General features: G+C 71.0%; 20 protein-coding genes and 1 tRNA gene. 10 read left to right on the plus strand and 11 right to left on the minus strand.

Annotation, left to right across the window (positions count from 1 at the left end):
* Positions 1-2 precede the first annotated feature (2 nt).
* On the minus strand, positions 3-137 hold the full coding sequence (locus tag ADK64_RS44655) for an SPW_0924 family protein (protein ID WP_107092883.1): 135 nt from the start codon (positions 135-137) through the stop codon (positions 3-5).
* 185 nt (positions 138-322) lie between these two features.
* The gene (locus ADK64_RS00175; protein WP_053653631.1) at positions 323-2,071 is read right to left on the minus strand and encodes a lytic transglycosylase domain-containing protein; all 1,749 of its coding nucleotides are present in this window, start codon (positions 2,069-2,071) and stop codon (positions 323-325) included.
* A 325-nt stretch (positions 2,072-2,396) separates the two neighbouring features.
* Here ADK64_RS00175 and ADK64_RS00180 point away from each other — a divergent pair, with 325 nt between their 5' ends.
* Positions 2,397-3,266 (plus strand): DUF4184 family protein, encoded by an 870-nt coding sequence (locus ADK64_RS00180; protein ID WP_053653633.1) that lies wholly within the window; start codon positions 2,397-2,399, stop codon positions 3,264-3,266.
* On the opposite strand, the gene ADK64_RS00185 is transcribed toward ADK64_RS00180, so the two are convergent.
* Positions 3,175-3,594 (minus strand): hypothetical protein, encoded by a 420-nt coding sequence (locus ADK64_RS00185; RefSeq protein WP_063789851.1) that lies wholly within the window; start codon positions 3,592-3,594, stop codon positions 3,175-3,177. The genes ADK64_RS00180 and ADK64_RS00185 overlap by 92 nt on opposite strands.
* Positions 3,595-3,821: 227 nt before the next feature.
* Positions 3,822-6,548 (minus strand): DNA polymerase I, encoded by a 2,727-nt coding sequence (gene polA / locus ADK64_RS00190; RefSeq protein ID WP_053653636.1) that lies wholly within the window; start codon positions 6,546-6,548, stop codon positions 3,822-3,824.
* 180 nt (positions 6,549-6,728) lie between these two features.
* Between polA and ADK64_RS00195 the strand changes: the two genes are divergently transcribed.
* From ADK64_RS00195 to ADK64_RS00230, 8 genes are all read left to right on the plus strand, one after another.
* Positions 6,729-9,065, plus strand: coding sequence for an FdhF/YdeP family oxidoreductase (locus tag ADK64_RS00195; RefSeq protein ID WP_053653638.1), 2,337 nt, complete (start codon positions 6,729-6,731; stop codon positions 9,063-9,065).
* Positions 9,066-9,113: 48 nt separating this feature from the next.
* Positions 9,114-9,605: a hotdog fold thioesterase gene (locus ADK64_RS00200; RefSeq protein ID WP_053653640.1), complete on the plus strand. Its 492-nt coding sequence runs from the start codon at positions 9,114-9,116 to the stop codon at positions 9,603-9,605.
* Positions 9,606-9,984: 379 nt separating this feature from the next.
* On the plus strand, positions 9,985-10,638 hold the full coding sequence (locus tag ADK64_RS00205) for a hypothetical protein (protein WP_053653642.1): 654 nt from the start codon (positions 9,985-9,987) through the stop codon (positions 10,636-10,638).
* A gap of 270 nt (positions 10,639-10,908) precedes the next feature.
* On the plus strand, positions 10,909-12,144 hold the full coding sequence (locus tag ADK64_RS00210) for a branched-chain amino acid ABC transporter substrate-binding protein (RefSeq protein ID WP_053653644.1): 1,236 nt from the start codon (positions 10,909-10,911) through the stop codon (positions 12,142-12,144).
* 116 nt (positions 12,145-12,260) lie between these two features.
* Positions 12,261-13,193, plus strand: coding sequence for a branched-chain amino acid ABC transporter permease (locus tag ADK64_RS00215; protein ID WP_053653646.1), 933 nt, complete (start codon positions 12,261-12,263; stop codon positions 13,191-13,193).
* A gap of 5 nt (positions 13,194-13,198) precedes the next feature.
* Positions 13,199-15,022 (plus strand): branched-chain amino acid ABC transporter permease, encoded by a 1,824-nt coding sequence (locus ADK64_RS00220; RefSeq protein ID WP_053653648.1) that lies wholly within the window; start codon positions 13,199-13,201, stop codon positions 15,020-15,022.
* Between the two features lie 5 nt (positions 15,023-15,027).
* The gene (locus ADK64_RS00225; RefSeq protein ID WP_053653650.1) at positions 15,028-15,939 is read left to right on the plus strand and encodes an ABC transporter ATP-binding protein; all 912 of its coding nucleotides are present in this window, start codon (positions 15,028-15,030) and stop codon (positions 15,937-15,939) included.
* The gene (locus ADK64_RS00230; RefSeq protein ID WP_053653652.1) at positions 15,936-16,652 is read left to right on the plus strand and encodes an ABC transporter ATP-binding protein; all 717 of its coding nucleotides are present in this window, start codon (positions 15,936-15,938) and stop codon (positions 16,650-16,652) included. The genes ADK64_RS00225 and ADK64_RS00230 overlap by 4 nt, the downstream gene beginning before the upstream one ends.
* Before the next feature lie 49 nt (positions 16,653-16,701).
* On the opposite strand, the gene ADK64_RS00235 is transcribed toward ADK64_RS00230, so the two are convergent.
* The gene (locus tag ADK64_RS00235) at positions 16,702-17,358 is read right to left on the minus strand and encodes an ANTAR domain-containing response regulator (RefSeq protein WP_053653653.1); all 657 of its coding nucleotides are present in this window, start codon (positions 17,356-17,358) and stop codon (positions 16,702-16,704) included.
* Positions 17,359-17,458: 100 nt separating this feature from the next.
* On the opposite strand from ADK64_RS00235, the gene ADK64_RS00240 reads away from it, so the two are divergent.
* Positions 17,459-17,533: transfer RNA gene (locus tag ADK64_RS00240), tRNA-Leu, on the plus strand.
* 101 nt (positions 17,534-17,634) lie between these two features.
* Here the strand turns inward: ADK64_RS00240 and pyk are convergent.
* The 6 genes from pyk to pepN form a co-directional block, all read right to left on the minus strand.
* Positions 17,635-19,071, minus strand: coding sequence for a pyruvate kinase (gene pyk, locus ADK64_RS00245; RefSeq protein ID WP_053653655.1), 1,437 nt, complete (start codon positions 19,069-19,071; stop codon positions 17,635-17,637).
* Between the two features lie 120 nt (positions 19,072-19,191).
* Positions 19,192-19,314: a hypothetical protein gene (locus ADK64_RS48315; protein WP_267888514.1), complete on the minus strand. Its 123-nt coding sequence runs from the start codon at positions 19,312-19,314 to the stop codon at positions 19,192-19,194.
* 57 nt (positions 19,315-19,371) lie between these two features.
* A complete protein-coding gene (locus tag ADK64_RS00250; RefSeq protein ID WP_053653657.1) occupies positions 19,372-20,787 on the minus strand; it encodes a lysine N(6)-hydroxylase/L-ornithine N(5)-oxygenase family protein in 1,416 nt (471 codons plus the stop codon).
* Entirely contained in the window at positions 20,784-22,190 is a 1,407-nt protein-coding gene (locus ADK64_RS00255) for a pyridoxal phosphate-dependent decarboxylase family protein (protein WP_107092900.1), read from the minus strand. Before ADK64_RS00255 ends, ADK64_RS00250 begins: the two co-directional genes overlap by 4 nt.
* Positions 22,191-22,359: 169 nt before the next feature.
* Complete coding sequence (locus tag ADK64_RS00260; RefSeq protein WP_053654338.1) at positions 22,360-23,190, minus strand: NAD(P)H-binding protein; 831 nt, start codon at positions 23,188-23,190, stop codon at positions 22,360-22,362.
* 104 nt (positions 23,191-23,294) lie between these two features.
* Positions 23,295-25,805 (minus strand): aminopeptidase N, encoded by a 2,511-nt coding sequence (gene pepN / locus ADK64_RS00265; RefSeq protein ID WP_053654339.1) that lies wholly within the window; start codon positions 25,803-25,805, stop codon positions 23,295-23,297.
* Between the last annotated feature and the right edge of the window lie 126 nt (positions 25,806-25,931).

The following is a 25,931-nucleotide window of genomic DNA, read 5'->3' on the forward strand; positions in this document are numbered from 1 at the left end:
GGCTACGGGTGCGAGGGCACCGTCGTCAGCAGCGGCTTGGGGGATGTGCTTCCCGACGGAGAGCCCATCGCGCTGATCGTGAGGACCAGGGCGAGCGCGAGGGCGAGACCGGTCGCGGCGGCGATCAGGGCACGCATACGGGCCTCCCGGCGGACGGTTGCTGACGGTCGTTGCCCTGACGATTTCCTGATGGATCGTCAGATCAGGTCGTCAGGTTCGGCACCGTAGCAACGGGCGGGTGAGATGAGAACAGCGGTGCACGCACGAACGAGGGCGCCCTCCCCGCCGGAGCGGAGAGGGCGCCCTGCCGGCCCTGGCGGTGTCAGGAAGAGGAAGACGGGGAGGGAGAGGGAGAGGCGGACGGACTCGGGGACGGGCTCGCCGTGGTGGTGCCGTCGGGGGCGACGTTCAGCCAGACGGTGAGCGTCGCGCCGCCGGGGGCGGTGAGCCGGAGCAGGAAGGTGCCGGTGACGTCGTCCGCGTACAGCTTCGGCAGCGTGAGCAGCCCCTTGGCGTCGGTCCTGAGACCGGTGAGGGTGCGTACGGTCTTGCCGTTCTTGTCCTTGAAGTAGGGGCCCTTGTCGTTCTGGCTGACGTCGAGGAGGGACTTGGTCAGGGTGGCGGTGACCGCGACCTTGTCCGCGACGGCGCCCTTGTCCATCGCCTTCACCTTGACCTGCTCGGCGAACTCGCCGCCCGGGGTGCAGGTCAGCGGGGTGTCGTCGGTGCGGGTCAGGGTGTCGGCGACGCGCTCGGTGACCGTTGCCGTGTACGGGACGCCCTTGGTGGAGCGGCCCACGACGGTCGCGGTGACCTTGAAGTCGCCGGTCTTCTCGCCCGCCTGGAGCGCCGGGGCGGTCGCGACGCCCTGGGCGTCGGTGACGACCGTGGCCACCTTCTCGCCGCCGGTGAACGTGGCGTCGGTGGCGCCGCTGATCGTGAACCGGATCCGCACCTTGGCGACGGTCTTGCCGGCCTTGGTCTCGGCCCGGGTGCCGATCCGCTCGGTGAAGGCGTCGCCGGCCATCGCGGTGAGCGTGGCGGTGTCCGCGTCCTCCAGGTGGTCCACCGTGTCGGTGGGGGTCGGCTGGGCGGGCGGCTTCGGGCTGGGGCTCCCGCTCCCACCGCCGGGCTTGCTGGGCTTCGGGTCCGGCTTCGGGTCCGGCTTGGTCCTCGGCGGGGTCGACGGCGTCGGCGACTGGCTGTGCCGGGTGCCGTCGTCACTGCGGTGGCTGGGCACGCCGCCGGTACCGTCGGGCACGGTGTAGCTGCCCTTGCGGTAGTACTCCAGCCAGCTCAGGACCGTGTTCAGGTAGTCCTGCGAGTTGTTGTAGCTGAGGATCGCGCTGTTCAGGTCGTCCTGGCGCGAGAGGTCCCAGTCGTTGCGGCACAGGTAGTGGCCCGCGGCGAGGGCGGCGTCGTAGACGTTGTTGGGGTCCTTCTTGCCGTCGCCGTTGCCGTCGCGTCCGGCCCAGGCCCAGGTCGACGGGATGAACTGCATCGGGCCGACGGCCTGGTCGTACTCGGTGTTCCCGTCGTACTGCCCGTGGTCGGTGTCCTTGATGAGCGCGAAGCCGTTGCCGTCGAGCGCCGGGCCGAGGATCGGGGTCAGCGTCGTGCCGTTCGCGTCGACCTCACCGCCGCGGGCCTGGCCCGACTCGACCTTGCCTATCGCGGCGAGCAGTTGCCAGGGCAGGTTGCAGCCGGGCTTGGCCGAGCGCAGTTCGGTCTCGGCCTTCTTGTAGGCGTCGAGGACCGTCGCGGGGATGCCAGCCTCCCCGTCGCCCTGGGCGACCGGGGTTCCGGCGTTCGGCGAGGAGCTGGGGCTCGGGCTGGGGTTGGGGCTGTTCAGCGGCGGCAGGTCCGTGTAGTACGGCGAGTTGCCGGTGGCGTCGCCGTCGGAGGCCGTGCCCGGTCCGGGGTGGGAGGCGCCGGCGGCTGCCTGTCTGCCGTGGTCCTCGCCGGCCACCACTCCCGGAGCCTGGGACGCGGACAGAGCCGCGACCGCCGCCGCGGCCACGGCGGTGGTCGCCGCCCCCTTGCGCAGCCGCCTGCCGAAATGCGCCGCCATAGAGTGAACCCCTCCCGTGAACGCCCCTGCGTCCGTCGCCGTCCGTCTGCCTCGCACTGGTGTGACGGTTGACCCGGCGCTCTGGTTGCCTCTGTCGCGCCGTCGTCCTTGTGTGACGCGTGCGACACGCGTTCGACCGGCCCCGGCCCGGCGTCGCAGGTGACCCTACGGCAACTTGCCTGACGCGGGCAGCCGTTCACGTCCGGTTTTCACCCTTTGGCCAACTCTCGTTGTCGCCCATGGCCCCCGGCGGCGGTCGCTCATACTGAACGAGCCTGATCACCGGCTTCGACACCACGGCCGAAGACCGTTCCAGGGGGGCCTGTTGCCGTTCACACTCAGCCACGCGGCGGCCGTACTGCCCGCGGTCCGCCGGGACGGCACCGGCCGCGGCCCGCTGGTGCCGGCGGTGCTCGTGGCCGGGTCCTTCGCGCCCGATGTGACCTTCTATGCGGCGAGTGTCCTGCCCGGCGGAATGGAATTCGGTGCGGTCACGCACGCGTTCACCGGGGTCGTGACCGTCGATGTGCTCATCGCCTGGGCGCTGGTGGGGCTCTGGCTGCTCGTGCGGGAACCGTTGCTCGCGCTGCTGCCCCGGGCCCGCCAGGGCCGGCCGGCCGCTCTGTTGCGCTGCGGTGTGCCACACGCGCGCATGCGGGTCGCCGCGGTGGGGTGGTGGTACGTCTCCGCCGCGCTGGGCGCGCTGACGCATGTGGTGTGGGACGCGTTCACGCATGACGGCCGCTGGGGAACACGGCTGATTCCCGCCGTCGAGCACGACCGGTTGCTGGGCCTGCCACTGTTCTCGTGGCTGCAGTACGGCTCGTCCGTAGCCGGCGCGGCCGTGCTCGCGGTGTTCGCCGGGCGGGTGCTACGGCGGGTTCCGGGCGGGCGGCCGGCGGGGGTGCCGCTGCTGTCCGTGCGGGACCGCTGGTGGGCCGGGGCGGTCATCGGCGGCTGCACGGCGGCCGGGGCGGCGCAGCGGGCGGCGCGGGAATGGACGGACGTGAGCGCGGCGGCCCGGCCGTGGGATCTGGTGCCCGCCCTGTGCTTCGGAGTGGGCGCGGGGCTGGTTGCGGGGCTGCTGCTGTACGCCGTCGGGGTCAGGGTGTGGCGTCGGGGCCCGGCCCCGGACGGTCCTGGGGATCTCGGTGAGACGGTCGCTGCGGGGCGGGAGCGGCCGGACGCTCGGTGAGGGACGCGACGAAGACCGTGAGGGTCTGCCGGGGGCGCGCTCGAGGGAACAGGGTGAGCGCGAGGGCGAGGTAGCCGCGGGCCAGGTCGGCCCACTGGCGCCAGTCCGGGGCGCGGTCCGCGCGGGCGGTCAGGCCGGCGAGCCGGCGCCGTAGGTCCGTGGTGGTCGTGCGGGCGGTCTTCGCCAGGTCGGCGGGGACGCGGGCGGTGCTTGCGTCGGCCGCGAGGGCCGGTACCGGCGAGGCGGGCATGGCCTGCGCCGAGGCGGTGTCCGCCCAGGCCCGGATGGCTGCCTCGGGCGTCCGGCGGTGAAGCATGCGTATACCCATGCCCGCAGTGTTGCGGCTGCGGGGGGTGGGGGGCGTTTTGGCGGGGGCCACGTGAGTGACGGCCCTCCGGGGGTTCGGCCGGCGTTCTTGGGCCGGCGCCGGTTCCCCGTGCTGGTGGGCTGGGGTGCCGTAGGGAGTTGGATCTCCGGCGGAGCAAGATCTGCGGTGGCGGAGGGGGCGTTGCCCTTGGCCTTCGCCGGGCCACGCCCCCGCCCACGCACCGCGGGCTAGTGCGCCGCCGATTCCCAGTCCGGGCCCGAGCCCACCGAGACGTCCAGCGGGGCCCTGAGGTGGACAGCGCCCGCCATCTCGCGGCGGACGATCTCCTCCGTGGCCTCGCGCTCGCCGGGGGCGATCTCCAGGACGATTTCGTCGTGGACCTGGAGGAGCATGCGGGACTTCAGGTCCGCCGCCCGCAGCGCGCTGTCCACCTTGAGCATGGCGATCTTGACGATGTCCGCCGCCGTGCCCTGGATGGGCGCGTTGAGGGCCATGCGTTCGGCCGCCTCGCGGCGCTGGCGGTTGTCGCTGTTGAGGTCGGGCAGATAGCGGCGGCGGCCGAAGAGCGTCGCCGTGTAGCCCGTGGCCCGCGCCTCGTCGACCGCCCGGCGCAGATAGTCCCGGACCCCGCCGAAGCGCTCGAAGTAGGTGTCCATCAGGGCGCGCGCCTCGCCCGCGTCGATGTTCAGCTGCTGGGAGAGGCCGAACGCGGACAGGCCGTAGGCGAGGCCGTACGACATCGCCTTGATCTTGCGGCGCATCTCGGCGTCCACCGCGTCGCGCTCGACCGAGAAGACCTGGGAGGCGACCGTGGTGTGCAGGTCCTCGCCGGAGGTGAACGCCTCGATCAGGCCCTCGTCCTCGGAGAGGTGGGCCATCACCCGCAGCTCGATCTGGCTGTAGTCGGCGGTCATCAGCGACTCGAAGCCCTCGCCGACCACGAAGCCGCGGCGGATCGCCCGGCCCTCGTCCGTGCGCACCGGGATGTTCTGCAGGTTCGGGTCCGTGGAGGACAGACGGCCGGTCGCGGCCACCGTCTGGTTGAAGGTGGTGTGGATACGGCCGTCGGCCGCGATGGTCTTGATCAGGCCCTCGACGGTGACGCGCAGCTTCGCCTGTTCGCGGTGGCGGAGCATGATGACCGGCAGTTCGTTGTCGGTCTGGGTGGCGAGCCAGGCCAGGGCGTCGGCGTCGGTGGTGTAGCCGGTCTTGGTCTTCTTCGTCTTCGGCAGGGCCAGCTCGCCGAAGAGGACCTCCTGGAGCTGCTTGGGCGAGCCCAGGTTGAACTCGTGACCGGCGGCCGCGTGGGCCTCCTTCACGGCCTGCTGCACCGCTCCCGCGAACGTCTGCTCCATCGCCTCCAGGTGCGCGCGGTCGGCCGCGATGCCGTGGCGCTCCATGCGGGCGAGCAGGACGGAGGTGGGCAGCTCCATGTCGCGCAGGAGCTCGGCGGCGCCGACTTCCTCCAGGCGGGCCGCGAAGGCCTCGCCCAGGTCGAGGACCGCGCGGGCCTGGATCATCAGGGCCTCGGCCTCGGCGCCCTCGTCCGCGCCGAAGGCCAGCTGGCCGTCGGCCGCCGCGGCGGGGGCCAGCTCGCGGTGCAGGTACTCCAGGGAGAGCGCGTCCAGGTCGAAGGAGCGGCGGCCCGGCTTGACCAGGTACGCGGCGAGCGCGGTGTCCATGGTCACGCCCTCGACGCTCCAGCCGTGCTCGGCGAAGACGCGCATGGCGCCCTTGGCGTTGTGGAACACCTTGGGGCGGGCGGCGTCGGCCAGCCAGGCCGCGAACGCGTTCTCGTCTGCCTCGTCCAGCTCGGCCGGGTCGAACCAGACGGCCGCTCCGCCGGCCGCCGCGAGGGCGACCTCGGCGACCGAGCCGGTGCCCAGCGCCCAGGTGTCCACGGTGGCGACGCCCAGGGTGTCGGCGCCGTGCCCGGCGAACCAGGGGGCCAGCTCGCCGGTGCGCAGGATCGCGCCGTCGATCTCCACGCCCTCGGTGGCGACCGGGGTGGCCTCGGCCTCCTCCGCGCCCGGGTCGACGGCGTAGAGACGCTCGCGCAGGGACGGGTTGCGGATCTCCAGGGTGTCCAGGACCATCGCGACCGTCGTGCGGTCGTACGGCGCCCGCGCCAGGTCGGCGACCGCCTTCGGCAGCTCGACCTGGCGCTCCAGCTCGGTCAGGACGCGGTTGAGCTTGACCGACTCCAGGTGGTCGCGGAGGTTCTGCCCGGCCTTGCCCTTGACCTCGTCGACGCGCTCGACCAGCTCGGCGAAGGAGCCGAACTGGTTGATCCACTTCGCGGCGGTCTTCTCGCCGACGCCGGGGATGCCGGGAAGGTTGTCGGACGGGTCGCCGCGCAGGGCCGCGAAGTCGGGGTACTGGGCGGGCGTCAAGCCGTACTTCTCGAAGACCTTCTCCGGGGTGAAGCGGGTCAGCTCCGAGACGCCCTTCGTCGGGTACAGCACGGTGATGTTCTCGGTGACCAGCTGGAAGGAGTCGCGGTCGCCGGTGACGATCAGCACCTCGAAGCCCGCGGCCTCGGCCTGCGTGGCGAGCGTGGCGATGATGTCGTCCGCCTCGAAGCCGTCGACGGCGAAGCGCGGCGCGTGCATCGCGTCGAGCAGCTCGCCGATCAGCTCGACCTGGCCCTTGAACTCGTCCGGGGTCTTGGAGCGGTTCGCCTTGTACTCGGTGAACCGCTCGGAGCGCCATGTCTTGCGCGAGACGTCGAAGGCGACCGCGAAGTGCGTGGGCGCCTCGTCACGCAGGGTGTTGGCCAGCATCGACGCGAAGCCGTAGATCGCGTTCGTCGGCTGGCCGGTCGCGGTCGTGAAGTTCTCCGCGGGCAGCGCGAAGAACGCGCGGTAGGCCAGCGAGTGCCCGTCCATGAGCATCAGCCGGGGACGGGTGCCGCCGGGGGTCTTGTCGGTCTTCTTCGATGCTGTCTCTGCCACGTCCCCGATCCTGCCACGCCGCACTGACAGTCCGGACCGGGCGGCTCCGGCGGGTGTGCGCTCCGGGCCGGTGAGCAGTCGGGAGAGCCGGTCGGAGAGGAAGGCGGGCGGCGGCGTTGTCAGCAGCCCGTGGGAGGATCGACGGCGTCGAGGGCACGCGCAGTCGAAGGGGAGGGTGCGATGGCGACGAAGCCGCCCAAGGGGGATCCGGTCCAGGACGCGCCGCAGGTCGCGGAGCCGAAGCACGCGGCCGCGGGACTGCCGGCCATCGGCCACACCCTGCGTATCGCCCAGCAGCAGATGGGCGTGCGGCGCTCCACGCTGACGCTGCTGCAGGTGAACCAGAAGAAGGGGTTCGACTGCCCGGGCTGCGCCTGGCCGGAGCCGGACCACCGGCACACGTTCGAGTTCTGCGAGAACGGCGCGAAGGCGGTGGCCGAGGAGGCCACCCTGCGGCGGGTCACGCCGGAGTTCTTCGCCGCGCACTCCGTGGCGGACCTGGCCACCAGGAGCGGCTACTGGCTGGGACAGCAGGGGCGGCTCACGGACCCCATGTACCTGCCCGAGGGCGGCACGCACTACGAGCCGGTCAGCTGGGAGCGCGCCTTCGACATCGTCGCCGAGGAGATCAGGGCCCTCGCCTCCCCCGACGCGGCGGTCTTCTACACCTCGGGCCGCACGAGCAACGAGGCCGCGTTCCTGTACCAGCTCTTCGCGCGCGAACTGGGCACGAACAACCTGCCGGACTGCTCCAACATGTGCCACGAGTCGTCCGGCTCGGCGCTCAACGAGACCCTGGGCGTCGGCAAGGGCAGCGTCCTGCTGGAGGATCTCCACCAGGCCGACCTGATCATCGTCGCGGGCCAGAACCCGGGCACGAACCATCCCCGTATGCTCTCCGCGCTGGAGAAGGCCAAGGCGAACGGCGCGAAGATCATCAGCGTCAATCCGCTGCCCGAGGCCGGCCTGGAGCGGTTCAAGAACCCGCAGACCGCGCAGGGCATGCTGAAGGGCGCCGCCCTCACGGATCTGTTCCTGCAGATCCGCATCGGCGGCGACCAGGCGCTCTTCCGGCTCCTCAACAAGCTGATCCTGGCCGAGCACGAGAGCGCCTCCGGCGCGGGGTCAGGCGCGGTCGACGAGGAGTTCGTCCGCGAACACACCCACGGATTCGAGGAGTTCGCCGAGGCCGCGCGCGCCGCCGACTGGGACGAGACACTGGCCGCGACGGGCCTCACGCGCGCGGAGATCGAGCGGACGCTGAGCATGGCGCTCGCCTCGAAGCGCACGATCGTCTGCTGGGCGATGGGCCTCACCCAGCACAAGCACGCCGTCCCGACCATCCGCGAGGTGGTCAACTTCCTGCTGCTGCGCGGCAACATCGGCCGCCCGGGCGCGGGCGTGTGCCCGGTGCGCGGTCACTCCAACGTGCAGGGCGACCGCACGATGGGCATCTTCGAGCGGCCGGCGCCGGCCTTCCTGGACGCGCTGGAGAAGGAGTTCGGGTTCGTGCCGCCGCGCGAGCACGGCTTCGACGTCGTACGGGCCATCCGCGCGCTGCGCGACGGGGAGGCCAAGGTCTTCTTCGCCATGGGCGGCAACTTCGTCTCGGCCTCTCCCGACACCGAGGTCACCGAGGCCGCGATGCGGCGCGCGCGACTGACCGTGCATGTCTCCACGAAGCTCAACCGCTCGCATGTCGTCACCGGCGCGCGTGCGCTGATCCTGCCCACGCTGGGCCGCACCGAGCGAGATCTGCAGGGCAGCGGCGAGCAGTTCGTGACCGTCGAGGACTCGATGGGCATGGTGCACGCCTCGCGCGGGCGGCTCGCGCCGGCGAGCCCGCGGCTGCGGTCCGAGCCCGCGATCGTCTGCGGCCTCGCGCGCCGGGTGCTCGGCGCGAACAGCGTCGTGCCGTGGGAGGAGTTCCAGAAGGACTACGCGACGATCCGTGACCGCATCGCGCGCGTGATCCCCGGTTTCGACGACTTCAACGCGCGCGTTGCACACCCCGGCGGCTTCGCGCTGCCGCACGCCCCGCGCGACGAGCGCCGCTTCCCGACCGCCACGGGCAAGGCGAACTTCACGGCGGCGCCGGTGGAGTACCCCGAACTGCCCGAGGGCCGGCTGCTGTTGCAGACCCTGCGCTCGCACGACCAGTACAACACCACGATCTACGGCCTCGACGACCGCTACCGGGGGATCGCGGGCGGCCGCCGAGTGGTGCTGGTGCACCCCGAGGACGCCCGTGCGCTCGGGTTCGCCGAGGGGGCGTACGCCGACCTGGTGAGCGAGTGGAAGGACGGCGTGGAGCGGCGGGCGCCCGGCTTCCGCGTCGTGCACTATCCGACGACCCGGGGCTGCGCGGCGGCCTACTACCCCGAGACGAACGTCCTGGTCCCGCTCGACGCCACCGCCGACACCAGCAACACCCCGGCCAGCAAGTCCGTCGTCGTACGACTCGAACATCACGCAGAGGGCACGGCCGGCCGTCTGGAACAATCGGCGACCGACTGAGCGTTCGCTCAGTGAGCAGACAGGTGGACGACGAACGGAGCCGGGCCCATGGGTGAGCAGCAGCGAGTGAAGTTCCCGCAAGAGATCATCGACGAGTACGCGGCGCTCGGTGTCGATCTGCCGGCCCTGTTCTCGGCCGGGCACCTGGGCACGCGGATGGGCGTGGAGATCCTGGAGGCCTCGGCGGACAAGGTCGTCGGGACCATGCCGGTGGAGGGCAACACCCAGCCGTACGGACTGCTGCACGGCGGCGCCTCGGCGGTGCTGGCGGAGACCCTGGGCTCGGTGGGCTCCATGCTGCACGGCGGCAGCTCGAAGATCGCGGTGGGGGTGGACCTGAACTGCACGCACCACCGCGGGGTCCGCTCGGGCCTGGTGACGGGTGTGGCCACGCCCGTGCACCGGGGCCGGTCGACGGCTACGTACGAGATCGTGATCAGCGACGAGGAGGGCCGCCGGGTGTGCACCGCCCGGCTGACCTGCCTGCTGCGGGACGCGCGGCCCGGCGACGCGGCGCAGGCAGGGCCCGCCGCCGACTGACCGGCGCGCACCGGGCCGTTGCTCCCCGCCGTCCCGCCCCTTAACTTCGGGACATGGGACGGCGAGGGAACCCCCGGCCGGGGGCGAGGTTCCTGATGCTCGGGCCGGCACTGCCCGCGCCCCTGCTGAGCACGGCACGCGACCGGCCCCCCGGCACCGGTCACCCCGACAGCTCCGGACACCCCCGCGCCCACTCGCACTCCCCATCGATGGGCCCGCCCACCGGGCAGTGCGAGGTCCCGCGGGACGTCGTGGGTACGACCCACCCCATGAAGCGGCGTCAAGGGAGTTCAAGCGCGGATGAGTTGATCGGCCGTCAGGCGCACAAGGCCCGCAACGAGCGCTGCCGGCACGGGACCCCGGCCGGAGGTTCCTCGCAGTGAGCGGCATCGGCCCCCTGGAGCCCGGCGAGGGCACGCGCGCGTGGGACGCCGGAGAGCCGACGGACCCGACTCCCCGCACGGCACACCGGATCCGCACGGCCCTCGCGACCCGGTACGCCCGGCACCGGCGGGCCACCCTCGCCCTCGCCGGGGCCGCCGCACTGCTGGGCGGTGGCGGCTACCTCTACGGCACCCGGCCCCAGCAGCCGCCGCCACCCCCGACCCCCTTTCCCGCAGAGGCCGTTGCGGTGACCTTCGCGGGTGGTCTGCCCACCCCGGCCGACGCCGTGCCCCGCAGCTTCAGCTTCGCGGTGCTACTGAGCGTGGAGTCCGGGCCAACGGTCACCGTAACCCGGGTGACCCAGCCGTACGCGGGACTGTCGCTGGTGACGGACCCGCCGACCCCCTTCGGGGCAAAGGCAGGTTCCGACCGCAAGATCACAATAACCATGCACGTGACGGAATGCGGAAAAGCACCCAAGGACGCCGGACTCCCTTTCCTGGACGTAACTCTGCGTAATACGCGCGCAATGCAGATTCACAGCTACATCCTCGGTTCGCAGTACGCGCAGCACCTCTCCCAGGCCCTGAAAGTCGCCTGCAGCACCACGGGTGCGTCATTACCAAAACCACCGAGACGCCTGAATTGATCATGGTGGATCCTGCGGGTTCTCACCATGCGGACAGGGCGAATCGGCCGTAATTCTGCCCTTCCCCCCAGGGCGTACCGCTCTGCATTACGTCGTGTCATAACAAGAGAGTCACAGCCTTCGTCAGACTCTCCTCCACGTTCCCTGCACACGCTTAGAGTCACGGCCAGTCACCGCGCCGAAGGATGGCCTCTTGGGCTTGTCACTTCTGGCTGGCGCGCGGCTCGACCGTTTCCAGGGGGAGGCGGTCGTCCAGGGAAAGGACTGATCGTGCGTCAACGTTCGCTCATCGCCATCACCGCCGCGCTGGCAGCGGGAGCACTCACCCTCACCGCCTGCGGCTCGCGCGACAGCGGCGGCGACAAGGGTTCCGACTCCGGCGCCGGAAGCACCGTCGTCATCGGTGTCGACGCCCCACTGACCGGCGACCTGTCCGCGCTCGGCCTGGGCATCAAGAACTCGGCGGACCTGGCGGCCAAGACGGCCAACAAGCAGAACTTCGTCAAGGGCATCACGTTCAAGGTCGAGGCCAAGGACGACCAGGCGCAGCCCTCCTCCGGTCAGCAGAACGCCACCGCGTTCGTCGGCGACAGCTCCGTCCTCGGCGTCGTCGGCCCGCTCAACTCCTCCGTCGCCCAGTCGATGCAGAAGGTCTTCGACGACAACCAGCTGGTGGAGGTCTCACCGGCCAACACCAGCCCGGACCTGACCCAGGGCACCAACTGGCAGAAGAGCAAGGTGCGTCCGTACAAGTCGTACTTCCGCACCGCGACCACGGACGCCGTCCAGGGTCCGTTCGCCGCCCAGTACATCTACAACAAGGCCAAGAAGACCAAGGTCTTCGTCATCGACGACAAGAAGACCTACGGCGCCGGTCTCGCCAAGACCTTCACCGACGAGTTCACCAAGCTCGGCGGCAAGGTCGTCGGCACCGAGCACATCAACCCCGACACCAAGGACTTCTCCGCGGTCGCCACCAAGGTGAAGACCTCCGGCGCCGAGGTGGTGTACTACGGCGGCGAGTACCCGCAGGCCGGTCCGCTCAGCAAGCAGATCAAGTCCGCCGGCGCCAACATCCCGCTGATCGGCGGTGACGGCATCTACGACCCGACCTTCATCAAGCTGGCCGGCAGCGCCGCCACCGGCGACTTCGCCACCTCGGTCGGCGCGCCGGTCGAGACGCTGCCCTCTGCCAAGGAGTTCGTCGCCAACTACAAGGCGGCGGGCTACAAGGACGAGTACGCGGCCTACGGCGGTTACTCCTACGACTCGGCCTGGGCGATCATCGAGGCCGTGAAGAAGGTCGTCGAGAACAACGGCGGCAAGCTGCCGTCCGACGCCCGCTCGCAGGTCACCAGGACCGTGCAGAACGTGTCCTTCGACGGCGTGACCGGCAAGGTCTCCTTCGACCAGTACGGTGACGCGACCAACAAGCAGCTCACCGTCTACTCCGTGACGAACGGCGCCTGGAAGGCCGTGGAGTCCGGCACCTACAGCGGCGGCTGACCCCACCCCCCTCCCGCACCGACCGAGCCGCGCGGGGCGCTGTTCCACTGGCGCCCCGCGCGGACTCGCATCCGGCCCCATCCGTCGCACTTTCCGAACGTCTCGGAGGACATGCGGTGAACGAACTGCCGCAGCAGCTGGTCAACGGCCTGCTCCTGGGATCCATGTACGGGCTCGTCGCCATCGGCTACACAATGGTCTACGGCATTGTCCAGCTCATCAACTTCGCCCACGGCGAGATCTTCATGACCGGCGCCTTCGGCGCGCTCACGGTCTACGCGTACGTACTGCCGGACGGCACCTCGATGTGGATCGCCCTGCCCCTCATGCTGGTGGGCGCCGTCCTGGTCGCCGTCCTGGTCGCCGTCGGAGCGGAACGGTTCGCCTACCGTCCCCTGCGCACCGCCCCACGTCTCGCCCCCCTCATCACCGCCATCGGCCTCTCCCTGGCCCTCCAGCAGGCGGTGTGGGCCTGGTACCCCCAGGCGAAGTCCGCCCGCACCTTCCCGACCATTCCGGGCGGCCCCTTCGACATCGGCAACGTGACGATCCAGACCGGTGACATCTTCCTGGTCGTCGCGGCCCCGCTCAGCATGGCGTTCCTCGCCTACTTCGTGATGCGCACCCGTACCGGCCGCGGCATGCAGGCCACCGCCCAGGATCCGGACACCGCGAAGCTGATGGGCGTCAACACCGACCGCATCATCGTGATCGCGTTCGCCCTCGGCGCCACCTTCGCGGCCGTCGGCGGCGTCGCCTACGGCCTCAAGTACGGCCAGATCGACTTCAAGATGGGCTTCCTCCTCGGCCTGAAGGCCTTCACCGCGGCCGTCCTCGGCGGCATCGGCAACATCTACGGCGCCATGCTCGGCGGCCTCGTCCTCGGCGTCGCCGAGGCCCTGTCCACCGCCTACATCTCGGACATCCCCGGCATGGACAAGTTCGGCAGCCAGTCCTGGGCAGACGTCTGGGCGTTCGTACTCCTCATTCTCGTACTGCTGTTCAGGCCACAGGGCCTGCTCGGCGAACGCGTCGCGGACAGGGCGTGACACCGATGACCACAGACACCACCGCATCCGAGAGCCCGAGCGCACCCGTGGCCGCCCGGTCCGGTCTGATCGGCCTCCCGGCCCCGCTCGGGCGGGCCCTCGCCACCGGCGGCGGCGCCCTCGCGATCGTCTCCACGTTCCTCTCCTGGACCTGGACCTCCGACTTCCCCGGCGACCTCACCGTCTACGGCTACCCGGGCGGCCTGCAGGTCCTGGTGCTGGTCGGCTCCATCCTCACCACCCTGTTCGGCCTCGCCTCCTACGGCGTCAAGGGCCTCGGTGTCCTGACGCCCGGCAGCGCCGACAGCGCCCTGAAGATGGCGGCACTCGGCACCTTCGGCACCGCCTGGTACACCGTGATCGCCATCAGCTCCGAACTCGGCGGCCTGGTGAACCTGGACCCCGGCGGTTTCGTCGTCGCCGTCGCCACGCTCGCCGCCCTGGTCGGCGCGCTGGCCCTGCCGTTCGAACGGCCCGAGCCCGACCCCGTCGACCCGGACGACTCCGGCTGGGAACTGTTCCGCCACAACGCGCGGCAGAAACGGAACGTCCTCAAGTCGGCCTTCGCCGCCAAGTCCCCCGATCCGGCGCGCGCGTTGCCCGCGTATGCCGAGATCCTCGTCATCGTCGCGGCGATGGCCGTGGGCCTGCTGGTCTTCAGCTACGGCGTCAGCACCCCGTACGACGAACTGTTCATCGGCTTCCTCATCACCGCCGGCTTCGGCTTCGCCGCCGTCTCCAAGGCCGGGCTGGTGGCCCGGGTCTCGGCGATCACCGCGAAGCACCGCACCCTCACCATGACCGGCGCCTTCGTCGCCGCCGCGGCCTTTCCGTTCACCCAGTCCAACGACCAGTACGCGACGATCGGCGTCTACATCCTGATCTTCGCGACCGTCGCGCTGGGCCTGAACATCGTCGTCGGCCTCGCCGGCCTCCTCGACCTCGGTTACGTCGCCTTCCTCGGCGTCGGCGCCTACACCGCGGCCCTGGTCTCCGGCTCACCGTCCTCGCCGCTGCACGTGCACTGGCCGTTCTGGGCCTCCGCACTGCTCGGCGCGGTCGTCGCCATGGTCTTCGGCGTGATCATCGGCGCCCCCACCCTGCGACTGCGCGGCGACTACCTCGCCATCGTGACCCTCGGCTTCGGTGAGATCTTCCGCATCACCGTCCTCAACCTGGACGGCACCTCCGGCCCGGATGTCACCAACGGCTCCAACGGCATCTCCTCGATCCCGAACCTCAACATCCTCGGCTTCGACTTCGGCCAGAACCACCAGATCCTCGGCACCACCATCGGCCGGTTCGCCAACTACCTGCTGCTGATGCTGGTCATCACGCTCATCGTGGTCGTGGTCTTCCGGCGCAGCAGCGACTCCCGTATCGGCCGCGCCTGGGTCGCCATCCGCGAGGACGAGACGGCCGCGCTCGCCATGGGCATCAACGGCTTCCGGGTCAAGCTCATCGCCTTCGCCCTGGGTGCCTGCCTGGCCGGTCTCTCCGGCTCCGTCCAGGCCCACGTGACCTATACGGTGACCCCGGAGCAGTACCAGTTCGCCTACGCCGTGCCGCCCAACTCGGCCTTCCTGCTGGCCGCGGTGGTCCTCGGCGGCATGGGCACCATCTCCGGTCCGCTGGTCGGCGCGTCCCTGCTGTACCTGATCCCGGCCAAGCTGCAGTTCCTCGGCGACTACCAGCTCTTCGCCTTCGGCGTCACTCTCGTGCTGCTGATGCGCTTCCGGCCGGAGGGCCTCATCCCCAACCGGCGCCGCCAGCTCGAGTTCCACGAAGAGACCGACGCGCCCGCCGTCCTCAGCAAGGCAGGGGCCTGACCACGATGACTACCGACACCACCACCCAGGACACCGCCCCCGGCGCCCCCGCCTCCGGCGAGGTCGTCCTCGACGCCCGCGGCGTGACCATGCGCTTCGGCGGTCTGACGGCCGTGCGGAACGTGGACCTGACCGTGAACAGCGGGGAGATCGTCGGCCTGATCGGCCCCAACGGCGCCGGCAAGACGACCTTCTTCAACTGCCTGACCGGCCTGTACGTGCCCACCGAGGGCGAGGTCCGCTACAAGGACCAGGTGCTGCCGCCGAAGTCCTTCAAGGTCACCGCGGCCGGCATCGCCCGTACCTTCCAGAACATCCGGCTGTTCGCGAACATGACGGTGCTGGAGAACGTCCTGGTCGGCCGGCACACCCGCACCAAGGAGGGCCTGTGGTCCGCGCTGCTGCGCGGCCCGGGATTCCACCGCGCCGAGGCGGCCTCCCGCGAACGGGCCATGGAACTGCTCGCGTTCGTGGGCCTCGACCGCAAGGCCGAGCACCTCGCCCGCAACCTCCCCTACGGCGAGCAGCGCAAGCTGGAGATCGCCCGCGCCCTGGCCAGCGAACCCGGTCTGCTGCTGCTCGACGAGCCGACGGCCGGTATGAACCCGCAGGAGACCCGGGCCACCGAGGAACTGGTCTTCGCCATCCGGGACAAGGGCATCGCCGTCCTCGTCATCGAGCACGACATGCGGTTCATCTTCAACCTCTGCGACCGGGTGGCCGTCCTGGTGCAGGGCGAGAAGCTGATCGAGGGCGACAGCGCTACCGTCCAGGGCGACGAGCGGGTGATCGCGGCCTACCTGGGCGAGCCCTTCGAGAACGCGCCCGGCGACGAGGAGGCGGCCGAGGTCGAGGCCGCCGAGGCGCACGCCGAGACCACGACGGACGCCGCGCCCGGCAAGGAGAACGACCGATGACCGCACTGCTCGAAGTCGAGGACCTGCGGGTCGCCTACGGCAAGATCGAGGCCGTCAAGGGCATCTCCTTCACGGTCGAGGCCGGCCAGGTGGTCACCCTCATCGGCACCAACGGCGCCGGCAAGACCACCACGCTGCGCACGCTGTCGGGCCTGCTCAAGCCCGTCGGCGGGCAGATCCGGTTCAACGGCAAGTCGCTCAAGAAGGTGCCCGCCCACCAGATCGTCCAGCTCGGCCTCGCCCACTCCCCCGAGGGGCGGCACATCTTCCCGCGCATGACCATCGAGGACAATCTGCGCCTCGGTGCCTTCCTGCGCAGCGACAAGCCGGGCGTCGAGAAGGACATCCAGCGTGCCTACGACCTCTTCCCCATCCTCGGGGAGCGCAGAAAGCAGGCCGCGGGCACCCTCTCCGGCGGTGAGCAGCAGATGCTGGCGATGGGCCGGGCGCTGATGTCCCAGCCGAAGCTGCTGATGCTGGACGAGCCGTCGATGGGACTGTCGCCGATCATGATGCAGAAGATCATGGCGACGATCGCCGAGCTGAAGTCCCAGGGCACGACGATCCTGCTGGTCGAGCAGAACGCCCAGGCGGCGCTCTCCCTTGCCGACCAGGGGCACGTCATGGAGGTCGGCACGGTCGTGCTGTCCGGCACGGGGCAGGATCTGCTGCACGACGAGTCCGTGCGGAAGGCCTATCTCGGCGAGGACTAGAGGTCCGCGGGACCCCGCGCCCGAAGGGGCGCGGGGAACTCCCGAACTCTCAGCCCTTCTTGCCCGCCTTCTTCTCCTCGCTGTCCGCGATGACCGCCTCGGCGACCTGCTGCATCGACATACGGCGGTCCATGGAGGTCTTCTGGATCCAGCGGAAGGCGGCCGGCTCGGTCAGACCGTACTCGGTCTGGAGGACGGACTTCGCGCGGTCGACCAGCTTGCGGGTCTCCAGCCGCAGGGTGAGGTCGGCGACCTCCTTCTCCAGCTGCTTCAGCTCGGTGAAGCGGGAGACGGCCATCTCGATGGCCGGGACGACGTCGCTCTTGCTGAACGGCTTCACCAGGTACGCCATCGCACCGGCGTCCCGGGCGCGCTCCACGAGGTCGCGCTGCGAGAAGGCGGTGAGCATCAGGACCGGCGCGATGGACTCCTCGGCGATCTTCTCGGCCGCGGAGATGCCGTCCAGCTTGGGCATCTTCACGTCCAGGATGACCAGGTCCGGCCTGTGCTCGCGGGCCAGCTCGACGGCCTGCTCGCCATCACCGGCCTCACCGACGACGCTGTACCCCTCTTCCTCCAGCATCTCTTTCAGATCGAGCCGGATCAGGGCCTCGTCCTCGGCGATGACGACACGGGTCGTCAGCGGAGGCACGTGCGACTTGTCGTCGTCGGGCGCGTCTACGGGCTGGGGCGACTCGGCGGTCACGGGGGCTCCTCGTTCAAGGCACGGGTACTGCTGACAAGAGCCTACCTAGCTACGGTATGGTGGACGCGCGGAGGGTCGGGGGAAACCTTGGATTCTGCGAGCCCCGGTAGCCCAATTGGCAGCAGGCAACGGATTCAAAACCCGTACAGTGTCGGTTCGAGTCCGACCCGGGGCACTTTTTCCTTGGATTCCAAGGTCAGCGTTTCGAAGGGGCCCCTCGTGCCGAGGGGCCCCTTTTCCGTTCTGCCCGGACCGTCGGTCACTTCGGACCGTCGGCTACTTCGGACTGTCGTCCTCGCCGATGTGGTGGACGCGGACCAGATTGGTCGAGCCGGAGACCCCGGGCGGGGAGCCGGCCGTGATCACCACGACGTCGCCCTTCCGGCAGCGGCCGTACTTCAGCAGCAGCTCGTCCACCTGGTCGACCATGGCGTCGGTGGAGTCGACGTGCGGGCCGAGGAAGGTCTCCGCGCCCCAGGTGAGGCTGAGCTGGGAGCGGGTGGCGGGCTCCGGGGTGAAGGCGAGCAGCGGGATCGGCGAGCGGTAGCGGGAGAGCCGGCGGGCGGTGTCTCCCGACTGGGTGAACGCCACCAGGAACTTCGCGCCGAGGAAGTCGCCCATCTCGGCGGCGGCCCGGGCGACCGCGCCGCCCTGGGTGCGGGGCTTGTTGCTCTCGGTCAGCGGCGGCAGGCCCGCCGCGAGCATGCCCTCCTCGGCCGCCTCGACGATCTTCGCCATGGTGCGCACGGTCTCGACCGGGTACTTACCGACGCTGGTCTCGCCGGACAGCATCACCGCGTCCGTGCCGTCGAGGACCGCGTTGGCCACGTCGGAGGCCTCGGCGCGGGTCGGACGGGAGTTGTCGATCATCGAGTCGAGCATCTGGGTGGCGACGATGACCGGCTTGGCGTTGCGCCTGGCAAGCTTGACCGCGCGCTTCTGCACGATCGGCACCTGCTCCAGCGGCATCTCCACACCCAGGTCGCCGCGCGCGACCATGATGCCGTCGAAGGCGGCGACGATCTCGTCGATGTTCTCGACGGCCTGCGGCTTCTCGACCTTGGCGATCACCGGCAGACGGCGGCCCTCCTCGGCCATGATGCGGTGCACGTCCTCGGCGTCCCGGCCGCTGCGCACGAAGGACAGGGCGATCACGTCACAGCCTGTGCGCAGCGCCCAGCGCAGGTCTTCCTCGTCCTTCCCGGAGAGGGCGGGGACGGAGACGGCGACGCCGGGGAGGTTGAGGCCCTTGTGGTCGGAGACCATGCCGCCCTCGACCACCCGGGTGCGCACGCGCGGGCCGTCGACGGAGGTGACCTCCAGGCAGACCTTGCCGTCGTCCACCAGGACACGCTCGCCGGGGGTGACGTCGCCGGCGAGGCCGGCGTAGGTGGTGCCGCACCGGTGACGGTCGCCCGCGACGCCCTCCTCGACGGTGATGGTGAACTCGTCGCCGCGTTCAAGCAGTACGGGGCCCTCGCCGAAGTGACCGAGCCGGATCTTCGGACCTTGAAGGTCGGCGAGAATTCCGACACTGCGACCGGCCTCATCGGCCGCCTTTCGCACGCGCCGATAGCGCTCCTCGTGTTCGGCGTGCGTGCCATGGCTGAGGTTGAGGCGGGCGACGTCCATTCCGGCCTCGACCAGTGCCTTGATCTGGTCGTACGAGTCGGTGGCGGGCCCCAATGTACAGACGATCTTCGCTCGGCGCATAGGTCGAGCCTAGGCCTTACCCGTCAGTAGAAATTTGGCTCCGCATGACCACTCAACACACTTTGCGTGAAGGGTTATTGACAAGTGTTGAATTGTGCGACGGCCCGCTCCTATGAGCGATTAACAGGCCAGGAAGTTCAGGTCGACGGCGTCGGCGATCGCCCTGGCGCCGGCGTCATCGACGAAGCCCTCATGGGGGTTGATGACGGCGGTGCGATGGGCGGCGATCCAAGTCGTGGTCATGGAATGCGCCAACACCGCCGTCGGCGGGCTTCTTCCGGCATTACCGGTTCCTTGCCCTCACTCGGCCAGCGGTGTCAGATGCCGGACCGGGTGGGGCTTACGGGCCTGCGGCACCCGGGGGTGGTGCTCCTGAAGTCCGAAGGTGGTGAAGGCCGTTCGGCCGGGCAGCGGGTAGGGGCCCTTCGTGATGAGTGAGTTGAGGATGCTCGCGCTGCGCCAGGCGGCGAGACCTAGGTCGGGCGCGCCGACACCGTGGGTGTGCAGCTCGGCGTTCTGGACGTAGACCGAACCGGTGACCGAGGGGTCGAGGACGAGCCGGAACTCCTCGTCGATGCGCGGGCGTTCGCTGCTGTCGCGTCGCATGTAGGGGTCGAGCCCGGCGAGGATGCGGCCGAGCGGGCGTTCGCGGTAGCCGGTGGCGAGGACTACGGCGTCGGTGGTGAGCCGGGAGCGGCTGCCCTGCTGGAGATGCTCCAGATGGAGTTCGACCTTGGTGGTCGCGATCCGGCCGGCCGTACGGACCCGGACGCCGGGGGTGAGGACGGCTTCGGGCCAGCCGCCGCGCAGGGTGCGCCGGTACAGCTCGTCGTGGATGGCGGCCAGTGTGCCCGCGTCGATGCCCTTGTGCAGCTGCCACTGGGCGGCGACGACCCGGTCCCGGACGGGCTCGGTGAGGGCGTGGAAGTAGCGCGTGTAGTCGGGGGTGAAGTGCTCCAGGCCGAGCTTGGAGTACTCCATCGGCGCGAACGCCTCGCTGCGGCCGATCCAGTGCAGCTTCTCGCGCCCCGCCGGTCGGTGGCGCAGCAGGTCGAGGAAGACCTCGGCGCCGGACTGTCCGGAGCCGACGACGGTGACGTGCTCGGCGGCGAGGATGCCGTCGCGGTGGTCGAGATAGTCGGCGGCGTGGATGACGGGCACGCCAGGGGCGTCCACCAGCGGCCTGAGCGGGTCGGGCACATGAGGGGCGGTGCCGATGCCGAGGACCACGTTGCGGGTGTAGGTACGGCCCAGCGCCTCGGCCTCGCCCTCGGCGTCGAGCTGGGTGAAGTCGACCTCGAAAACGTCCCGTTCGGGGTTCCAGCGGACCGAGTCGACCTGGTGGCGAAAGCGCAGCCCGGGCAGGTTCTGTGCGACCCAGCGGCAGTAGGCGTCGTACTCGGCGCGCTGGATGTGGTGGCGCTCGGCGAAGTAGAAGGGATAGAGCCGCTCGCGGGACCTGAGGTAGTTCAGGAAGGTCCACGGGCTGGTCGGGTCGGCGAGGGTCACCAGGTCGGCGAGGAACGGCACTTGGACGGTGGCGCCCTCGATGAGCAGGCCGGGGTGCCAGTCGAAGCCGGGGCGCTGTTCGTAGAAGACGGCGTCGAGTTCGGCGAGCGGGTGGGCGAGGGCGGCCAGGGAGAGGTTGCACGGTCCGATGCCGACGCCGACCAGGTCGCGGGGCGAGGCGGGCTCGTGGCGTGGGGGGTTGGTCATACGGGGGTGCCTTCTTCTGCGGGTTTCTTCACAGGGGCTTGTGCGGGTTTCGTCGCTGCGGCTGCTGCGAGCTTCAGCACACGGGCCAGGTCGTCCGGCCGGATGTGGGGGTTGAGGAGGGTGGCCTTGAGCCAGAGCCGGCCGTCGGCCCGGGCCCGGCCGAGGACGGCCCGGCCCTCGTGCAGCAGCCTGCGGCGTACGGCCGCCACGTCGTCGTCGCCCGCCCCGGCGGGCCGGAACAGGACCGTGCTGATCACGGGCGTGTCGTACAGCTCGAAGCCGGGGTGTTCGGCGACGAGGGCGGCGAACTCGCGCGCGCGGGCGCAGACCTGGTCGACCAGGGCGCCGAGTCCGGTGCGGCCCAGGGTCTTCAGGGTGACGGCGATCTTGAGGATGTCGGGGCGGCGCGAGGTGCGCAGCGAACGGCCGAGCAGGTCGGGGAATCCGGCCTCGGTGTCGTCGTCGGCGTTCAGGTAGTCGGCGCGCTGGTGGAGTACAGCGAGTTCGGCGGGGCGGGCGACGGCGAGGAGACCGGCGGCGACCGGCTGCCAGCCGAGCTTGTGCAGGTCCAGGGTGACGGTGTGGGCGGCGTCGAGGCCGGCGAGTTTCTCGCGGTGGCGGTCGCTGAACAGCAGGCCCGAGCCGTAGGCGGCGTCGATGTGCAGCCGGGTGCCGTGGGCGGCGCACAGGGCCGCGATCTCGGGCAGCGGGTCGATGAGTCCGGCATGGGTGGTGCCGGCGGTGGCGGCGACCAGCAGCGGGCCGCGGAGCGTGGTGAGGGCCTCGTCCAGGGCGGCCGGGTCCAGGAGGCCGCTCGGGGCGGGGACGACGACCGGGTCGGGCAGTCCGAGCAGCCATGCGGCGCGCGGCAGCGAGTGGTGGGCGTTCGCCCCGCAGACGAGCCGGACGCCGGCGCCGTGCGCCTCGCGGGCGAGCAGCAGGGCGAGTTGGTTGGATTCGGTGCCGCCGGTGGTGACCAGGGCGTCAGCGAGCCCGGCCGCGTGGGCGAGCGCGCGGGTGACCGCGGCTTCCAGGGCGGCGGCGGCCGGGGCCTGGTCCCAGGAGTCCAGGGAGGGGTTGAGGACGCTCGCCGCGAGGTCGGCGGCGGTGGCCACGGCGAGCGGCGGGCAGTGCAGATGGGCCGCGCACAGCGGGTCGGCGGGGTCGGCGGCGCCCTCGGCCAGGACGTGCACGAGGGCGCGCAGCGCGTCGGGGTCGCCGTGGTCCGCCAGCGGATCCCCGAGCACCTCGGCGACGCGCGCGGCCACAGCCTCGGGTCCCCCGGCGGGCAGCGGCCCGCCGCGCGCCCGTCCCCCGGCCGCCAGCGCGTCGAGGACGGTGCCCAGCAACGGGCGCAGGGCGTGGGGGTCGTCGGGGGCCGAGGCGAGGGGCGGGACGGGCAGCGGGCGCCGGGACGGGGTAGACAGCGGGTCGTCACCGCTCATCGGCTGTCCTCCGCTCATGGGCCGGCCTTCGGCTTCCAGCTTGTACCGGAAGTGGCCCGTGTGTCCCGAAAGACCGACGATCAGAACCCGAAAGTGGGTACTGCCGTGCGGGGAAAATGCGTTGGGATTATGCCGGTCCGCCGAAGTCCTCGACATGGTCGTGGGCCCACTGGGCAAAGGACCGCGTCGGGACCCCGGTGATCTTCTCCACGGTGTCGTTGATCTCCGGGGGCACGCCGACGGCCTCCGCGAAGGACTGCAGCAGGCGTTCGAGCATCCGCGGCGGCACGCCCGGGAACAGCTGCGGGCCCGCCTCGTGCGGGTCCGTCTCCACGTACGTCAGCTCCCGGCCGACGGCCTTGCCGATCGCCGCGACCTGCTGGAGGTTGGTCGTCGCCGCGGGACCGGTCAGCCGGTGCACGGCGCCCTCGTGCCCGCCGTCGAGCAGGGCGCGTTCGGCGACGGCCGCCATGTCGTCCTCGTGGATCGGCGCGGAGAGGCTGCCCGCGTAGATGCCGCGGACGGTGTTCCCGGCGCGGATCTGCGGCACCCACGCGAGGGCGTTGGTGGCGAAGGCGCCCGGCCGCAGGAAGGTCCAGTCGAGCCCGCTGTCACGGACGTGCTGTTCGGCGGTGGCGTGCAGGACATGAATGGGGTGGGTCTCGTCGGCGCCCTCCTGGACGATGGCGCTGGAGAGCAGGACGACATGGCGCACCCCGCGGGCGCGGGCCCCCTCCAGCAGCGCGGGCGTGGCGGCCTGCGCGTAGAGGTAGAGGGCCGTCGCCCCGTCGAACAGGGCGGCCGGGTCGTCCGACTGGAATCGCACCACTTCGGCCCCGTCGGGCAGGGCGGCCCGCCGCGGGTCGCGGGTCAGGGCCCGTACGGGCTGTCCCGCGGCGAGGAGACGGTCGACGAGGGCACGGCCGACGTTGCCGGTCGCTCCGGTCACTACGATCACGATGGTGCCTCCGAAAGCTCGGTCGATCACTCGTGACCGAGCCTAGGAAGGCGACCGGAGCGCCGCATCGTCGGCAAGCAGCAGTCGCGCCTACGTCTTCCGTCCTACGCCTCCGGCGCTTCCCGGGTCGCTTCCTGCCCGCCGCGCACCCGCAGGGCGCGGGACAGGTCGTCGAGGCGGTCGGCGAGGGTACGGCGCAGGGCCGGGGTGGGGCCGGTGCCGTGCAGACACTCCTCGCCCAGCCGCAGGTTCTCGGCGTCGACGGCGTGGGCCGGGAAGGCCCAGCGGCCGGCGGCCTGCGCGATGGCGGGGCCCCGGCGGGCACCTACGGCGACCGCGTCCGCGTAGAAGCGCGGCACGAACTCCCGTACCAGATCGGCCTGTTCGGGCTGCCAGAAGCCCTGCGCGGTGGCCGTGAAGAGGTAGTTCGACAGGTCGTCGCCGGCGAACATCGCCTCCCAGGCCGCCCGCTTGGCCTCCGGCTCGGGCAGGGCGGCGCGGCAGCGGGCGGCGCCCTCCTGGCCGGTGGCGCTGGGGTCGCGCGCCAGCTCCGCGGCGATGGCGGCCTCGTCGGTGGCGCCGAGCACGGCGAGCCGGCCGAGTATGCGCCAGCGCAGCTCGGGGTCGAGTTCCGGCCCGCCGGGCACCGTGCCGTCGGTGAGCCAGGCGGCGATGGTGTCGGGGTGGGCGGCCACCGAGATCAGGTGCCGTACGGCGATCAGACGCAGGCCGGGGTGGTCGCCGTCCTCGGTGCGCCGCAGCAGGTCGCGGCAGAGGGAGGTGAGGGTCGACAGGGCGGCCGGGCGGTCCTGTGCCGGCAGGTACTGGTCGGCGATCTGGCCGGAGGCGAAGGCGAGGACGCCCTGGACGAGGGCCAGGTCGGTCTCGCGCGGGAGATGGGCGCGGGCCGTCTCCAGGTAGGCGGCGGGCGGCAGTTCGCCGTCGCGCACGGCGTCCCGCAGGGCGTTCCAGACGACCGCGCGGGTCAGCGGGTCGGGCAGGGCGGACAGTGCGCCGCGCAGCGCCGCGAAGGACTCGGCGTCGAAGCGGACCTTGGCGTAGGTGAGATCGCCGTCGTTGAGCAGGAGCAGCGCGGGACGCTTGCCGATGGGCTGCGCGGCGGTCTGCGGGACGTCGAGGCCGATGCGCTCGCGCAGCACCAGCCGGCCCTCGTCGGCGACGTCGCGGTCGTACAGGCCGACGGTGAGGCGGTGCGGGCGGCTGCCCGCGCGGTCGACGGTCAGGGTGCGGGTGCCCTCGGCCGAGGCGATCCGGGGCGTGAGCGTGTCGACGCCGGTGGTGCGCAGCCAGCTGTCGGCCCAGGCGGGCACGTCGCGGTCGGTGGCGGAGGCGAGGGAGTCGATGAAGTCGGCGAGGGTGGCGTTGGCGAACTTGTGCCGGGCGAAATGGGTGTTGATGCCGGCGAGGAAGTCCTTCTCGCCGAGCCAGGCGGCGAGCTGGCGCAGGGCGGAGGCGCCCTTGGCGTAGGAGATGCCGTCGAAGTTGAGCAGCGCGGAGGCCGTGTCGTCGACGTTCTCGGGGGCGACCGGGTGGGTGGTGGGCCGCTGGTCGGCGTCGTAGCCCCAGGCCTTGCGGGTGACGCCGAACTCGGTCCAGGGGTCGGTGAACCGGGTGGCCTCGGCGGTGGTCTGGTAGCCCATGTACTCGGCGAAGGACTCGTTCAGCCAGATGTCGTCCCACCACTTGAGGGTGACGAGGTCGCCGAACCACATGTGGGCCATCTCGTGCGCGATGACCATGGCGCGGGTCTGCCGCTCGGTGTCGGTGACGGCGGAGCGGTAGACGAACTCGTCGCGGAAGGTGACCAGGCCCGGGTTCTCCATCGCGCCCGCGTTGAACTCGGGGACGAACGCCTGGTCGTAGGAGTCGAAGGGGTACGGCTCCTCGAACTTCTCGTGGTAGCGGTCGAAGCACGCGCGCGTGACGTCGAAGATCTCCTCGGCGTCGGCGTCGAGGTGGGGCGCGAGGGAGCGGCGGCAGTGGATGCCGAAGGGCAGTCCGCGGTGCTCGGTGCGCACCGAGTGCCAGGGTCCGGCGGCGACGGCGACGAGGTACGTCGAGACCAGCGGGGTGGGAGCGGCCTGCCAGACGCCGTCGGCGCGCTGCTCGGTGATGCCGTTGGCGAGCACGGTCCAGCCCTCGGGCGCCTTGACCGAGACCTCGAAGGCGGCCTTCAGGTCGGGCTGGTCGAAGGCGGCGAAGACGCGCTGGACGTCGTCCATGAACATCTGTGTGTAGACGTACGTCTCGCCGTCGCTGGGGTCGGTGAAGCGGTGCATGCCCTCGCCGGTGCGGGAGTAGCGCATGACCGCGTCGACGCGCAGCTCGTGCTCGCCCGCGGTGAGGTTCTTCAGCGGCAGCCGGCCGTCGGCGAGCGACTCCGGGTCGAGGGGCTGTCCGTCGAGCGTGACCGTGCGCAGCTCGACGGGCTTCAGCTCGACGAACGTGTCCCCGGCGGACCGCGCCGTGAAGCCGATCACGGTACGGGAGTCGAAGGTCTCGTCCCCGGTGGTGAGGTCCAGTTCGACCGTGTAGCGGTGGACGTCGAGGAGCTGTGCTCGCAGCTGCGCTTCATCGCGCGTGAGTACGGACATGCAGGCCATGCTGCCTGATCGCACTGACAGCGCACAGGGGGAGGGTGGATTCACGGCATATGTCCGGCTCGCCGACCGGGTCCGCGCCCCCCGGCCCCCCTGCCGGACACCGAGGCGGGCCTTGAC

It is taken from the genome of Streptomyces sp. MMG1121 (genome assembly GCF_001280015.1).
Classification (GTDB): Bacteria; Actinomycetota; Actinomycetes; order Streptomycetales; family Streptomycetaceae; genus Streptomyces.

What these genes read in the sequence shown, in the direction of transcription:
- ADK64_RS44655 (WP_107092883.1), bottom strand. Translation starts at nt 137, where the DNA reads ATGCGTGCCCTGATCGCCGCCGCGACCGGTCTCGCCCTCGCGCTCGCC.
- ADK64_RS00175 (WP_053653631.1), bottom strand. Translation starts at nt 2,071, where the DNA reads ATGGCGGCGCATTTCGGCAGGCGGCTGCGCAAGGGGGCGGCGACCACC.
- ADK64_RS00185 (WP_063789851.1), bottom strand. Translation starts at nt 3,594, where the DNA reads ATGGGTATACGCATGCTTCACCGCCGGACGCCCGAGGCAGCCATCCGG.
- ADK64_RS00195 (WP_053653638.1), top strand. Translation starts at nt 6,729, where the DNA reads ATGGCGACGAAGCCGCCCAAGGGGGATCCGGTCCAGGACGCGCCGCAG.
- ADK64_RS00200 (WP_053653640.1), top strand. Translation starts at nt 9,114, where the DNA reads ATGGGTGAGCAGCAGCGAGTGAAGTTCCCGCAAGAGATCATCGACGAG.
- ADK64_RS00220 (WP_053653648.1), top strand. Translation starts at nt 13,199, where the DNA reads ATGACCACAGACACCACCGCATCCGAGAGCCCGAGCGCACCCGTGGCC.
- ADK64_RS00225 (WP_053653650.1), top strand. Translation starts at nt 15,028, where the DNA reads ATGACTACCGACACCACCACCCAGGACACCGCCCCCGGCGCCCCCGCC.
- ADK64_RS00230 (WP_053653652.1), top strand. Translation starts at nt 15,936, where the DNA reads ATGACCGCACTGCTCGAAGTCGAGGACCTGCGGGTCGCCTACGGCAAG.
- pyk (WP_053653655.1), bottom strand. Translation starts at nt 19,071, where the DNA reads ATGCGCCGAGCGAAGATCGTCTGTACATTGGGGCCCGCCACCGACTCG.
- ADK64_RS48315 (WP_267888514.1), bottom strand. Translation starts at nt 19,314, where the DNA reads ATGACCACGACTTGGATCGCCGCCCATCGCACCGCCGTCATCAACCCC.
- ADK64_RS00250 (WP_053653657.1), bottom strand. Translation starts at nt 20,787, where the DNA reads ATGACCAACCCCCCACGCCACGAGCCCGCCTCGCCCCGCGACCTGGTC.
- pepN (WP_053654339.1), bottom strand. Translation starts at nt 25,805, where the DNA reads ATGTCCGTACTCACGCGCGATGAAGCGCAGCTGCGAGCACAGCTCCTC.